The 13,959-nt window shown below is 65.6% G+C and carries 10 protein-coding genes; 4 read left to right on the forward strand and 6 right to left on the reverse strand.

The genetic code is table 11. From position 1 onward, the window contains the following. Window positions 1–153: 153 nt before the first annotated feature. The 4 genes from LDB29_RS00850 to LDB29_RS00865 all read right to left on the reverse strand — a co-directional run bounded on the left by LDB29_RS00850 (window position 154) and on the right by LDB29_RS00865 (window position 5,237). Window positions 154–1,788: an SDR family oxidoreductase gene (locus tag LDB29_RS00850; RefSeq protein ID WP_025547217.1), complete on the reverse strand. Its 1,635-nt coding sequence runs from the start codon at window positions 1,786–1,788 to the stop codon at window positions 154–156. After that, window positions 1,785–2,201, reverse strand: coding sequence for a thiol-disulfide oxidoreductase DCC family protein (locus tag LDB29_RS00855; protein ID WP_025547219.1), 417 nt, complete (start codon window positions 2,199–2,201; stop codon window positions 1,785–1,787). Before LDB29_RS00855 ends, LDB29_RS00850 begins: the two co-directional genes overlap by 4 nt. Continuing rightward, window positions 2,198–3,430 (reverse strand): NAD(P)/FAD-dependent oxidoreductase, encoded by a 1,233-nt coding sequence (locus tag LDB29_RS00860; protein WP_025547221.1) that lies wholly within the window; start codon window positions 3,428–3,430, stop codon window positions 2,198–2,200. The genes LDB29_RS00855 and LDB29_RS00860 overlap by 4 nt, the downstream gene beginning before the upstream one ends. Before the next feature lie 88 nt (window positions 3,431–3,518). Further along, window positions 3,519–5,237: a histidine kinase famiy protein gene (locus LDB29_RS00865; RefSeq protein WP_037481508.1), complete on the reverse strand. Its 1,719-nt coding sequence runs from the start codon at window positions 5,235–5,237 to the stop codon at window positions 3,519–3,521. A 167-nt stretch (window positions 5,238–5,404) separates the two neighbouring features. Between LDB29_RS00865 and LDB29_RS00870 the strand changes: the two genes are divergently transcribed. Continuing rightward, a complete protein-coding gene (locus LDB29_RS00870) occupies window positions 5,405–8,002 on the forward strand; it encodes a PAS domain S-box protein (RefSeq protein WP_025547223.1) in 2,598 nt (865 codons plus the stop codon). A 129-nt stretch (window positions 8,003–8,131) separates the two neighbouring features. Here the strand turns inward: LDB29_RS00870 and LDB29_RS00875 are convergent, their stop codons facing one another. Both LDB29_RS00875 and nhaA read right to left on the reverse strand, forming a co-directional pair. Then, complete coding sequence (locus tag LDB29_RS00875) at window positions 8,132–8,476, reverse strand: DUF2332 family protein (protein ID WP_099186184.1); 345 nt, start codon at window positions 8,474–8,476, stop codon at window positions 8,132–8,134. A 75-nt stretch (window positions 8,477–8,551) separates the two neighbouring features. After that, window positions 8,552–9,739, reverse strand: a complete 1,188-nt coding sequence (gene nhaA, locus LDB29_RS00880) for a Na+/H+ antiporter NhaA (RefSeq protein WP_025547225.1) — start codon at window positions 9,737–9,739, stop codon at window positions 8,552–8,554. A gap of 382 nt (window positions 9,740–10,121) precedes the next feature. Between nhaA and LDB29_RS00885 the strand changes: the two genes are divergently transcribed. From LDB29_RS00885 to LDB29_RS00895, 3 genes are all read left to right on the forward strand, one after another. Further along, a complete protein-coding gene (locus tag LDB29_RS00885) occupies window positions 10,122–10,640 on the forward strand; it encodes an RNA polymerase sigma factor (protein WP_025547227.1) in 519 nt (172 codons plus the stop codon). 106 nt (window positions 10,641–10,746) lie between these two features. Continuing rightward, entirely contained in the window at window positions 10,747–11,694 is a 948-nt protein-coding gene (locus tag LDB29_RS00890; RefSeq protein ID WP_158230055.1) for a FecR domain-containing protein, read from the forward strand. After that, on the forward strand, window positions 11,612–13,957 hold the full coding sequence (locus LDB29_RS00895) for a TonB-dependent receptor (RefSeq protein ID WP_025547229.1): 2,346 nt from the start codon (window positions 11,612–11,614) through the stop codon (window positions 13,955–13,957). The genes LDB29_RS00890 and LDB29_RS00895 overlap by 83 nt, the downstream gene beginning before the upstream one ends. The last annotated feature ends 2 nt before the right edge of the window (window positions 13,958–13,959 follow it).

The following is a 13,959-nucleotide window of genomic DNA, read 5'->3' on the forward strand; positions in this document are numbered from 1 at the left end:
TAACTGATCGACAAAAGGTCCGCATTTAACCAGTTAAGGAGGTAGACTTTTGCGAAAGCAAAGGGTCGGCACCTGGGGAATGAAAATCGAAGACTGAGCGTCCGATAAGGATCGATGTTCCAAATTGCAGCCAGTGGTCGAAAGCGTGGTCTGCTATCGGATTGTCGCCGGTTCCAGCCATCCGCGATAATGGACCAGCCGCCCGATCAGGGGCAATGCGATGGGCACATCGAAATGGAAGCGCCCGCCTTCGGCCCATTCGCGGGCGGGCGAACGCGGGGCAAGCCATGTTGGCAGGGGCAGGGGACCGATCCACCAACGCCGCATGACCATGGTCAATCCCTGAGCGTCGCCGGGAAGATCGAAGGCGAAGCGGAACGGGCCGAAGCGTTCGACAAGCCAGCGGCCCCGTTGGCTGAGGTGGCTCTGAAAGCGTCGCCCTCCAAAATTGCGGGTCCAGCTTTCGCGGGCGTCGGCTTCATGGAAATGAACATGTAGGCGATGAGTACCGGCTTTGGGAAAGCCCACGATCCGCGCGATCAATGCCGCGGCCGGGTTCGACGCGCCGGTCACCGTGGCTTCGCCCGCTGCGCCGCCATCGCGAAACACATCATGAATGGCGCGCACCTCCGGTGGGAGCTGTCCGAAGCGATCACCCATGATGCGGTCATATAGGGGCGGCGGAGCAGGCAGTTCCGCCCTATCATGATGGATGGCCAGATTTCCGAAGGCATCGGCATAATCGCTCAGCGTCAGCGCCTCTGCGGCATCGCGGGCGCCTGCGGCTTCCTGTCCCGACAGGATGCGCGCTACGATGGGCACCACGGACAATGTCGGTATTTCCGGGCCATCGCCCCGGTCGGCGATCAGCGTCCATCGGCGCTCGACCTTTTGGCCAGCCACGTCACCGAACAGGTGCACGATCATGGCGGAGCGATCGCTCCCCAGCGACCGGGTCAGGGATTGGAGAGGGTGAAGGAAGCGCGCGAGCGGCGCGAGAGTCGCGACGAGCCGCCAACGCACCAGCCAGCTGGCTAGCCAGAGCGCCCAATTCTGGAACCGGAGTTCCGTACCCGCCCGGAAGGTGACGGCTGGGCGTCCCGCCAACCTTTCGGGCAGAAGGGCGAGGTCGGGCACATCGACAAGCGCGACCTTGCGACCTGTGATCGCCTCCGTTCCCGCGCATCGGAACTGGACGGAACGCATCTCCTGCCATCCGAAGGCTTTCGCCCAGTGCTGACCGCGCCAGATGCGCAGGGGCTGGCCGACCTGTCCTGCTATGGCGGCGGAAACCGCCGGACCTGCCGTCGCCTTGTTGGATGCGCTGATCGCCATCTCGACCGCGCGCACCCTGTCCATGCCTTGCGCCAGATGACGCACCGCCGCGCCCGACAGCGCCGGCACGCTCGAAGCGCCGGAGAGGAGGATGACGCCTGCGGCTCTGGCGGCATCGTCCAACGCCCCGATGCCGCACACGAAATCGCGGCTGTCGGCGATGTCGACATAGTGAACCCCGGCAGCAATGCAGGCTTTGGCGATGGCATGATCCATCGCCTGAAAGGGGCCTGAGGCATCCACCACCATGTCCGGCCTATGCTCCTCCAATGCGGTGGCGATCCGACTGCGATCCAGTCCCAGCGGCATCAGGCTGGGCGCATCCCCGCAAAAGGCGCGGGCCTTGTCGATGGACCGTCCAGCGACCAGCACCTCATGCCCTGCGGCGGCGAGACGCCGCGCGATGCGCCCGCCAAAGCCGCCATAGCCGCCAAGGAGCAAGATCCGGCTCACAGAATGCGGCGTGCCTGTTCCGTCGTCGGGACCCAGCAGGTCGATCGCTTCCCGAACAGCCGATAACGATGGCGCGCAATCCAGCGATAGACGGGATCGCGCAGCCAGCGCGGAACGATACGGAATGCCGCCAGCCCATCCCAGGGGCGGTCCAGACCCGCCCAAATGGCCAGCACCGCATCGCTGTCCCGCAAGGCGCGGCCATCTTCCACCACGATCAAGCTTTCCGGATTGGCCGGGTCGATCCCGAACCGGCGGTTGAGCGCGGCCCCAATGTCACCTTGCATGGACGCGAGCCGAAAGCGACCGGCGCGGTCATGGCGCAGCACGAAAGCGGCATTGGCCGAGCAGAGCACGCACATGGCGTCGAAGACGATGATGGGGCCGTCGCTATCGCTCGACGCATCGTTCATGCAGCCTCCGCCATGGGCATCCCAACCGTCCAATCGCCATCCAGCCCCAGTGGCGGCAGGGGATTGCCGACCAGCCCGCTGACCATCGCCGCCTGTATGGCGGTGGCCGGCCAGAGCTTGGACAAGGGGCCGACCACGCGGTCGCGGATCAACGGCAGCAGACGGCTGTCCGATTGATAGACCGGGGTGAACAGTGCGGTGAGCCATTGATAGGTCAGCACATGGCGACGGCGCAGTTCAATGGCGTGCCGAATCCCTTCATCGACACCATTCTTCTTTGCTAAACCCTGGGCCAGCGCCCAGGCGTCGAGCAACGCCATGTTGGCGCCCTGTCCCAGCTGAGGGCTGGCGGAGTGCCAGGCATCGCCGATATGGACCAGCGCCGGTCCCACTGGAGCCGCAAGGGTCCGATGGGCGTAGCGGGCGAAGGTCAGTTGGTCAGCATCATGAATCTGATCGAGCAGCGGCATGCAGTCGGGCCATAGCTTGGCAACCTGCGCCTTCCATGGCGCCAGCCCGGCCTCGCGCCAGTCGTCCAGCCGGTCCGCGCGGAGCGACCAGAAGAAAGCAGCCTTGGGCATCGTCGCGCCGGGCGGCGTTCCGATGGGCAGGACTCCCGCCATGATGCTGGCGCGCTCGTAACGCTGCGCGAGTGCGTGGGGATCGAATGCGGCGGTCTGCGGCCAGTCGAGGCTTGCCCACAGCGCGCCATAGGCCAGTTCCCGGCCCGTGGGCGGCGCCAGCGCTGTGCGCGTGCCCAGCGCATCGACGACGAGATCATAGGGGCCACTCGTCTCTCCATCGGCAAAATGTAGCGCGCGCTTCAGCCCGACCGGGGCGCTCCCCGTCAGCGTGCGGCCGGTATGGACGGCTATTCCCGCCTGCAGGACGGCTTCGTGCAGGATCGCGAACAGGCTGGCACGATGGATGCCAATGCCGAACATTTCCCGGTGGCGAAGGGCTGCATAATGGACGTCGAGGACGATCCGCCTGCCCGCCTTGCCGAAAAGGCGATCGACCCGCGCGCCCCGCGCCAGAGCCTCCTCCAGCAATCCCAATTGAAACAAGACCGCCATGCCCGTGGGCTGGAGCATCAAGCCGGACCCGATGGGTCGAGGCGTATCGAAGCGTTCGAACAGCGTTACATGATGTCCGGCACGATGAAGCAGCAGCGCCGCCGCCAGTCCGCACGGCCCGCAGCCCGCGATCGCAATGTCCAGCCCCCGCATGGTCGCTGTCTAGCTGAGGATACCGTCCTATCCAATAGGATTGCCACAAGCTTAATCAGCATTCTAGGGCGTGTGGGGATTCAGCCCATCACCCCTCCTTGGCGCCAAACGGACTTTCCTCCCGCCTGACGACGGTGCGGCGTGACAGAGCCGTCCTTACGCGATCCGCCAGCTCCTCGCGGCGATAGGGCTTGCCGATCACGTCGAGCCGCGTGCCGCGCGGGATGTCGGCGACCAGATCCTCATTATAGCCCGTGGTCATAAGCACTGGCGTTTCCGGATATAGTTCGTTGAACTTCTCGACCAGTTCCAGGCCGCTCATGCCACCCGGCATGACCATATCGGTGAAGAGCAGGTCGACCTTGATATTCTCAAGCTTCAGGAGCGCTTCCTCGCCGCTTGCGACAGGAATGACCCGGTACCCGATCGCAGCCAGTTGCTCGCTCGCCAGCGCGCGGACATCGTCACTGTCTTCGACCAGCAGGATCGTCTGTCCTCCGGCATCGCCTGAAATCGCCGGCGCTGGCATGGGCCGCACGGGGCCGGACACGGCCTCTTCGGGCGGCGCGACGGGAAAGAGCAGCCGCATCGTCGTTCCCTGCCCCGGCTCGGAGTCGATTTCCAGACGGCCGAGCGACTGCTGCACAAAGCCGTGGACCATTGCCAGGCCAAGGCCGGTGCCGCGCTCCTTGCCCTTGGTGCTGAAGAACGGCTCGGTGGCGCGCTGGCGAACCTCGGCGCTCATGCCATGGCCTTCGTCGCGGATGCTCAATACGACATAATCCCCTTCGGGAAGGCCATGCGCCGCCGCGTTGCCGTTCAGCTTCCAAAGCTCGGTCGCGATCGTCACGGTGCCGCCGCCCGGCATCGCGTCGCGAGCGTTGATCAGGATGTTGAGCACCGCCATCTCAAGATGCGTGGGGTCGATCTGCACCGCCGGGAGCCGACGCTCCAGCGCGGTGACCAGCCTGATCTGCGGCCCCACGGTATTGTCGATCAGATCGCCGAATTCGTGGATCAGCTCGTTCATGTTGATCCGGCGCGGCTCGAGCCGGGTCTTGCGCGCGAAGGCAAGCAACTGGCGCGTCAGCCTCGCGCCGCGCTCGGCAGCGCGGGCAGCATTGCCCAGCATCCGTCGCTGGGCATCGTTCAGATCGTCTCCGAGCACGATGTCGAGATTGCCTGTCACCACCTGCAGCAGGTTGTTGAAATCATGCGCCAGGCCGGCAGTCAGTTGTCCGATCGCCTCCATCTTTTGCGCCTGACGAAAAGCCTGTTCAGAGGAGCGCCGACGCGTGACGTCAAGCTGGCTGGCGAAGAAATAGAGGAGCGTGCCGTCGTCATCATAGACGGGCGCCACGAACACCGCGTTCCAGAAGGGACTGCCGTCGCGGCGATAGTTCAGGATTTCGGTGGAAATCGCTTCCTGCGCCCTTACGGCTTCGCGAAGGGCGCGGACGGTTTCCCTGTCGGTGTCGGCCCCCTGCAGGAAACGGCAATTGCGGCCGAAGACTTCGCTTTCCTCATAGCCTGTCAGATCGAGAAACGCTTTGTTGGCGAAGACGATGGGATTGTCGTCCTGGCGCGGATCGGTAAGGATCATCGGCATCCGCGTCATCTGCAAGGCAGCGAAGAACACCGTACCGCGCTGGTCGAGCCCAGGTTCCGCCACGGTCGATCGCTTCCAGTGATGCGTCGGTCGGGCGCCTGTCGGACTATAGGAGCTGGTGTCTTCCAGATCGCCGGCTGGCTCGCCGGTCGCTTCGTTGGGATTGACGGGCGCTTCTGCGCCATCCTTGTCGGCCACGGGCTACCTCAAATCAGTTTCAACATCGCAATAAATCTTCACCGGCGATCTGGTTGCCATGAGTCTTCGATCGAGATTATCGGCCCGGTCCCACCGTCCCGTCTGCAACCAGTTCAGGCGTTTTGCGTTTGCGTCCAGCATCAGAAGAATTTTTTCCCGGGGGATCGATGAAAAAGCCAGAACCGTCGCGCGCGATCAGCGCTGACGAATGGCGCCAGATCGTCGATGGCGCGGTTGGCACGGCGATCGTCACCACCGATCTCGAAGGCCGGGTGACGAGTTGGAACGAGGGCGCGTCCCGGATGCTGGGCTGGACCGCCTCTGAGGTTCTGGGCGAGACGCTGGAGCGCCTGTTCCCCCCCGGAGAGGGCGCCTCGGCGCTCCGACAAGAGATGACCGACGCGCTGACCGTCGGCCGTGGCGGCGGAACGGAAGGTTGGCGCATTTGCCGCGACGGATCGCAGATATGGGCCGTAGGCGAAATGTCCCCGATCCGCGATCAGGCCGGTTCCGTGGTCGGATTCACGAAGATTTTGCACGATCGCACGAAAAGCAGGGAAGCGCAGGAGGCGATCTCCGAAGAGCGGCGCGCGCTGGAGATACTCAATCGGGCCGGCTCCGCGCTGGCGGCCAAGACCGATCTTCAGGAACTCGTCCAGATCGTCACCGATGCGGGGGTCGAACTGACCGGCGCCGAATTCGGCGCCTTCTTCTACAATGTCGAGAATGAGGCCGGGGAGAGCTACATGCTCTACACCCTGTCCGGGGCGCCGGCCGAGGCCTTCTCCAAATTTCCGATGCCGCGCAACACATCGGTGTTCGCGCCGACCTTCTCAGGCGAAGGGATCGTTCGCTCCGACGATATCACCAGGGACCCGCGTTACGGGCGGAATGCGCCACGCAAGGGCATGCCTGAGGGACATCTGCCCGTGCGCAGCTATCTGGCCGTGCCGGTCATTTCGCGTAGCGGAGAGGTGATCGGGGGCCTGTTCTTCGGCCATGCCGATATCGGCGTCTTCGACGATCGGTCGGAACGGGGCCTGGAAGGCCTGGCGGCCGAGGCGGCCGTCGCAATCGATAATGCCAGGCTGTTTCAGGCGCTCGAACGCGAACTTGCACAACGGCGGAAGGCGGAGAGCGAGCTGGCCGACAGCGAAGCGCGCTTGCGGCTGGCCACTGAAGCGGCTGAAATCGGCACCTGGGACTACCACCCCGCCTCGAACGAACTTCGGTGGGACGTTCGGTGCAAGCAACTCTTCGGTTTATCCCCGGAGGCGGCAGTCACCTATGCGGGCTCCTTCATCGCGGGAATTCATCCGGACGACCGGGAGCGCGCGGATGAGGCCGTCCGAAGAGCGATCGATCCCGAGGGCATGGGCCGCTACGACATAGAATATCGCACCATCGGTATCGAGGATGGACGGCAGCGGTGGATTTCCGCGAACGGCCGCGCGCTCTTCGATACCGACCAGGGAACGCGGTTTGTCGGGACCGTGATCGACATTACCGAGCGGAAGGCGACCGAGGACAGGTTGCACCAGCTTAACGAGCGGCTGGAAGAACAGGTCGAGGCCGAAATCCGCAAACGCGCGGAAGCGGAAGAGGCGCTGCGCCAGTCGCAGAAGATGGAGGCGATAGGACAACTCACCGGCGGGATCGCCCACGACTTCAATAACCTGTTGGCAGGCATCATCGGCAGCCTGGAAATCATCGAAAGGCGCATTTCCGAAGGCCGGACCGAGGGTATAGAGCGCTTCATCAACGGTGCGCAGACCTCCGCCCGACGCGCCGCGGCGCTGACCCAGCGGCTCCTCGCCTTCTCTCGTCGCCAGACCCTCGATCCCAAACCGACCGACGTGAACCGGCTGGTCTTCGGCATGGAGGACCTCATCGCCCGCACCGTCGGCCCGGCCATCAAGGTCGAGGTCGTCGGCGCCGCGGGCCTCTGGCCAACCAGGATCGACACCGTCCAGCTTGAAAGCGCGCTCCTCAATCTCGCCATCAACGCTCGCGACGCCATGCCCGACGGCGGCAAACTGACGATCGAGACCGCGAACAAGTGGCTGGACAATCGCGCCGGGCGGGAACGCGACCTGCCGCCGGGACAGTATATCTCGGTGTGCGTCACCGACACGGGGACGGGCATACCGAAAGACATCGCCGACCGGATCTTCGATCCGTTCTTCACGACCAAGCCGATCGGTCAGGGCACGGGTCTGGGTCTTTCGATGATCCATGGTTTCGTGCGGCAGTCGGGCGGCCAGGTTCGCGTCTACAGCGAAGCGGGGCAGGGAACGACGATGTGCCTCTATCTGCCCCGCTACTCCGGCGATGTCGCGGACGATGCCGCGGCGGCGGAGTCGCCGATCCCGGAAACGGGCGCCGGGGAAACCGTGCTCGTGATCGACGACGAACCGACCGTTCGCATGCTCATAGTAGAGGTGCTCGAAGAGGCTGGATATGTCGCACTCGAAGCCGAAGATGGCCCCTCAGGGTTGAAAATCCTGCAGTCCGACGTCCGGGTCGACCTGCTCATCACCGATGTCGGATTACCCGGAGGCATGAATGGCCGACAGATCGCCGACGCGGCCCGCGTCGGTCGCCCGGACCTGAAGGTCCTTTTCGTAACCGGGTTCGCGGAGAATGCCGCTGTCGGCAATGGTCATCTTGAGAGGGGCATGGAGGTTATCACCAAACCATTTGTGATGACCGAACTCGCGAACAAGATCACCGACATGATCGAACATCGGCACCTCGGCGCCTGATCGACGCCGATCTCCGGCCGCATCGGTCAAAGGTCATCTTGAGGGGCGTGGCATGAGATAGCTGACCGTCCGGACCTGAGGACCGAAAATTGGCGATAGCGCGTTGTTTTCGTCTGTTTCGATGGCTGATTACTGCCAGACGGCATATTCACCATGGGGATGGACGACAGCCAGCAGCCGGTCGTGCCCCGGCCCCGACCATAGCCGCAGTTCGAACTGCCGCGCGGTCTCGTTCAGTTCCATCCGGAGCCAGAAGAACGGCGCATCGGCCGTCGCGGCAGCGGCATGGCTCTCCAACGTCGCAAGGATTTGCGCCTGCTCGACCGGCAGGATATATTGCCGGACCACCGAGAAGCCCGTCTTAGGTGCCGCGCGCTGCACGAAACGCGCTGCATTCTCCGCCTCGACCACCAGCGAACCGCTTTGATCCAGCGCGACCGCCGCCTGCAGGCGTTCCCATCGATGGCGCGAAATTCCCTGCTAAACGCCCTCCGGCAGGGAAAACTAACCGGAGACGGGTTCGCTCTGGACCGCGTCCCCGGCAACGCTTCAAGCCTCCATGCGGTCCGGCGTGTCTCCCTTGGTGACCCGCAGCAGCAGATAGCCCAGCAAGCCGGAAAGCAGGGAGCCGGCGAGGATGCCGATCTTGGCTTCGGCCTGGAGCATCGCGTCGTTCGAAAAGGCGAGAAGCGTGATGAACAGGCTCATCGTGAACCCGATCCCGCACAGCAGCGCCGTGCCCAGCATCTGGAGGCGGCCCGCATGAGCAGGCATGTCGGCCATGCCGAGCCGGACGGCGAGCATCGATGCGCCGAACACACCCACCACCTTGCCGACCAGCAGGCCTAGCCCGACGCCCAGCGTGACCGGCGCGACAAGGGCCTCCGCCCGAAGGCCGAGAAGGGGAACGCCCGCATTCACCAGCCCGAAGAGCGGCACGATCAGGAACCCCACCGGCCAGTGCAGCAGATGTTCGAGTCGGTGGAGCGGGCTATGTTCCTCCAGATCCGGTTTGCCGGGCGTCCCTTGCAGCGGAATGGCGAAGGCGAGGATCACGCCCGCCAATGTCGCATGGATGCCCGAGCGCAGGACGAAGAGCCACAATAGCGTGCCGATGAGCAGATAGGGAATGAGCCGGCGCACGCCGGAACGATTGAGCGCGAACAACAGGATGGTGACAGCCGCCGCGCCGCCGAGGTCGATCAGCGAGAGCTTTGCCGTGTAGAAGAAGGCGATGATGACGACCGCGCCGAGATCGTCGATGATGGCGAGCGCCGTCAGGAAGACGCGCAAGGAAATGGGAACGCGGTTGCCCAACAGCGCGATCACGCCCAGTGCGAAGGCGATGTCCGTCGCCGCCGGGATCGCCCATCCCCGCGCGGTCGCACCGCCGTTGAACGCCAGATAGACGAGCGCGGGCACCGCCATGCCGCCCGCCGCCGCAATGCCGGGCAATATTCGACGGGGCCAGGTGGAGAGTTGCCCGTCCATCACCTCCCGCTTGATCTCCAGCCCGACGAGCAGGAAGAAGACCGCCATCAGCCCGTCATTGACCCAGTGATGCAGGGACAATGGGCCAATCCGGCTGTGCAGCAGATGTTCATAAGCCCGACCGAGGGGTGAATTGGCGATCAGCATCGCCAGCGCGGCCGCGACCATGAGAATGATTCCGCCGGAGGCCTGTCCTTTGAGAAACTGGCGCAGGGCGCTGAGCGGCTTCACACGCAAGAGGGCCATCGAGAAAACTCCCGGCAAGTCATCAGCCCGCTGGCGGCCCGACCAACGGCTATCAACCTGCCCGCCCGACAGCCGAAGCGAACACCCGTCGCCGCTATGGCAAATGCGCTCGCGGCGCACAACCGTATCCGAAGTCAGGCAGCGGGTCGCGGAGGATGAGGAGGGAGCATGGGGCGCTTTCCTGATCCCTGAACCGGGCGCGGCAACCGAATCGACGCTGTCGCCTCTTCCGCATGCAATGGATTGTGCTCGATCAATGATGATCGGCCCAACGGTCTGCTACCCTTGCCGGGCAGGTGGGGCAGAAGATTACAGCCAATTAAATTGCGCAATCCCGCTGGAGGGGCGAAGGAGGGGCATCGGATCGGAAAGGCGCCCAAGGATGGAAGGCGGGCTGGAGACTGTCTATCATAGCTGCCGCGCCGAACTGCTGCGCTTTCTGCTGGCGCGCACCGGCAGTGCGGCGGAGGCCGAGGATATTCTGCAGGACATATGGCTGCGGGTCGGTCAGGGCCGAAGCGGTCCTGTCGCCAATGGGCGCGCCTATCTCTATCGGGTCGCGCAGAATCTGGTGCTGGACCGCCTGCGGGAGGCGCGGCGGCGCGCGGTGCGGGAGCAGGGTTGGATGGAGATGGCCGCCGGCGTGGACCTGCGGCATGCCGATCCCGCCGATCCGAACGCCGATGCGCTGGCGCAGATGACCGAGCGGGAGGAGGTGGCGCGGCTTGCTTCCGCGATCGCCAACCTGCCTGCCGGGGCGCGACGCGCCTTCCAGTTGCACAAGCTGGAGGGGCTGTCGCATGACGAGGTGGCGCAGCGGCTGGGGATCAGCAGGAGCGGGGTCGAGAAACATATGGCGGTTGCGATGAAATATCTGCGCCGGGCCCTGTGCGAGGACTGAGGCGGAGCGGGCATGATGGCGTCACAGCGGGACACAGGAGCATGAGCGGGAGGCGGTGCCCCGAATGGGCGGGCTTCGATGGGACCGGCTTTGGTGGGATAGGGCCATGACGGAGACGATCCTCGACCAGGCGATCGCCTGGCACCGCGCGCAGGATGATGCGGATTTCGACTGGGACGGCTTTACGCTGTGGCTGGAGGCCGATCCCGCGCATCGAACCGCGTTCGATTCCATTGCGCTGGTCGATGCCCGGATCGTCGAGCATCGTGCGACGCTGGCGGCGCTGGTGCCGCCGGTGGATATGCCGGGTCCGGCCATCGCGGCGGAGGCGCCGCGCCGGCGACGGCGGTGGGTGGGCGGTGGAGTCGCGGCGGCGCTCGCGCTTGCCGTCGCCATTCCCGCCTTGCGATCGCCCGCGCCGCAACCGGCGGACTATCGCACCGGGCCGGGGCAGGGGCGCACCATCCTGCTCAAGGACGGCTCCCGGATCGCGCTTGCCGCCTCCAGCCATTTGCGCGTGGAGGGCGCGGCGCAGGACCGGCTGGCGCTGGAGGGCAGCGCCCTGTTCGACATTCCTCATCGGCCCGGGCGGACGATGACGATCGAGGCGGGCGGGCAGCGGATCAGCGACATCGGCACGCGTTTCGACATATTGGCCGACGCCCGGACGATGCGGGTGGCCGTGGCGGAGGGCAGGATCAGCATCGCGCCGCGCGATGGCGGGGATGCGATCCCATTGCCGGCCGGGCGGCAACTGCTGGTCGATCGGGTGACGCATCGCGGCGCGACCAGCGCGGTATCGCCCGGCACCGTCGGCAGCTGGCGGCAGGGACGGCTGGTCTATGAGGCCGTGCCGCTCTCTCTGGTGGCGTCCGATCTCAGCCGCTATGCAGGGGTGCCTGTCAGGGTCGGGGCCGATGTCGCCGACCGGCCATTTTCCGGTGTGTTGATCGTGGGGGACGGATCGGGCCTTGTCGGGGAAGTCGCGCAGTTCATGGACCTTCGCACCGTACATCAGGGCGGCGCTGTGCTGCTGCGCGCTGGCGCCCGCTAGCGTCGGAGCGCAGGAGCGGCCGATCCATGTCGAACCCGCGCCGCTGGCCGAGGCGCTGACGGCGCTGTCGCGGCAGACCGGGATAGCGATCGGCTTCGAAGGCCGCCTGCCCGGCCTTCGGTCGCGCCACGTCGACGGGCGGATGACGGTGGAGCAGGCGCTGGCGCGGATGCTGGAGGGAACGGGGCTGGAGGCGCGGCGTCTCTCCCCCACCGCCTATCGCCTGGTGCAAGCCGCGCCGCCGGCATCGCGCCGCGACCCCGTCCGGCCAGCGCCTCCGCTTCCGCCGGAGGGGTCGGTGGATATCATCGTCACCGGCACCAAGCGGGAGGAGCCTCTTGCCCGGCTGCCGATTTCGGTTGCGATCGTGCAGGCGCCCGGCGAACAGGGCGGCGCGCTGCTTCCGGGCACAGAGGAGGTTGCGCAGCGGCTGGACGGCCTGACGCTCACCAATCTGGGACCAGGGCGCAATCGCCAGTTCATCCGCGGCGTGGCGGACAGTCCCTTCAACGGAAACAGCCAGTCGACCGTCGCCATCCTGATCAACGATGCGCGCGCCACCTATAATGCGCCCGATCCCGACCTGAAGCTGGTCGATGTCGAGCGCGTGGAACTTTTGAAGGGACCGCAGGGGTCGCTTTACGGCACCGGCACGCTGGGGGGCGTCTATCATATCGTCACGCGCCCGCCCGATGCGGGGTCGTTCGCGGCAATGGCGGGCATGGGCGCATCACTGGCCACCCACGGCGAAATGGGCGGCAGCGCGGAGGCGATGGTCAACCTGCCGGTCGTGGCGGACCGGCTGGCGTTGCGCGCCGTGGCCTATGCGGTCCGCGAGCCGGGATGGATCGACACGGCGGGCCGGGGGGATGCGAACCGGGGCGAGTTGCGCGGCGGGCGCGTGGCGTTGCGCGCGCTGGCGGGGGACTGGGCCGTCGATCTCAACGGCATGGCCCAGATGCGGGACGTGGCCGACAGCCAATATGTCTATGCCCGCCATGCGTTGGAGCGGCCCGCCCAGCCTGCCGAGCCGCACGACAATGATTTTGCCCTGATGGCGCTGCGCGTCGCGGGAAAGCTGGGCGCTGCGGACCTGGTCTATGCCGGCAACTGGGTCGATCATGACGTATCGAGCACGCTGGACGCGAGCGATCTTTCCGCCTCCGCCTTCGGCATTGCTCCCCCGGCGCTTTATCTGGAGCAGCGTCGCAATCGCCTGTTCGACCAGGAAGTGCGTCTGTCGCAGACGCGGGATGACGGTCTGTCCTGGCTGGCGGGTCTCTCCTTCGTGGATGTGCGCAACCATCTCTCCGGCGCGGTCCGGGGCGTGCGGGATGAGACGGTCGGGACCGGCATACAGGGCGTGGTCGAATTTTCGGCTTTCGGCGACATGCGCATGCCGCTGACCGGGGCGCTGTCGCTCAGCGTCGGCGGCCGCCTGTTCCATTCCCGCATAGAGGAGGAGCAGGGCGCGCGCCACGCACGGATCGAGGCGTCGGTTGCGCGCAGCGGCTTTACGCCTTCGCTGGCCCTGTCCTGGCAGGCGGGCGCGCATGATTTCCTCTATGCGCGTTATGCCGGGGCGCTGCGGCCCGGAGGCCTTAGCCGGACCGGCGCCGCTTCGGCCGAGCGGTTCGAATCCGACGAGCTGCAGACGGTCGAGATGGGCTGGCGGCATTCGGCCTCCGCCTGGCTGACGGTCAATCTCGACGCCTTCCTGACGACATGGTCGCATATGCAGTCGGATTATCTGCTGGCCGACGGGTTGATCGGTACGCGCAATGTAGGCGATGCCCGCATCCGGGGGGTCGAGGCGTCGGTGGACTGGAAACCGGCCGCCGGATGGGCGATCAGCGCCGGGCTGGTCGGGCAGAGCGCGCTGTTGACCCGCACGAACGAGGGCTTGCGGCTGGAGGACCGGCATTTGCCTGTCGTTCCCGACTGGAAGGCGCGGCTGGGGGTGAACCGCCATTTCGATCTGTCCGGCTGGAGCGGCAGCATGGGCGTGAACCTTGCCTATCTCGGTCCTTCCCGTCTCAGTTTCGATCCGGGCATCGACCGGCGGATGGGCGACTATGCACTGGCGAATGCCGATCTGGCGCTGCGCCGGAAGGATTGGAGCATCCGGCTGTCGGGCAGCAATCTGCTGGACTGCAAGGCGGACAGCTTCGCCTTCGGCAATCCCTTCGCGCTCGCCAGGGGCACGCAATATACGCCGCTGCGGCCGCGGCAATGGGCGATCGGGTTCACGAAAAACTGGTGACC

The sequence above is a fragment of the Sphingobium sp. CFD-2 genome, assembly GCF_024611135.1.
Classification (GTDB): Bacteria; Pseudomonadota; Alphaproteobacteria; order Sphingomonadales; family Sphingomonadaceae; genus Sphingobium; species Sphingobium fuliginis.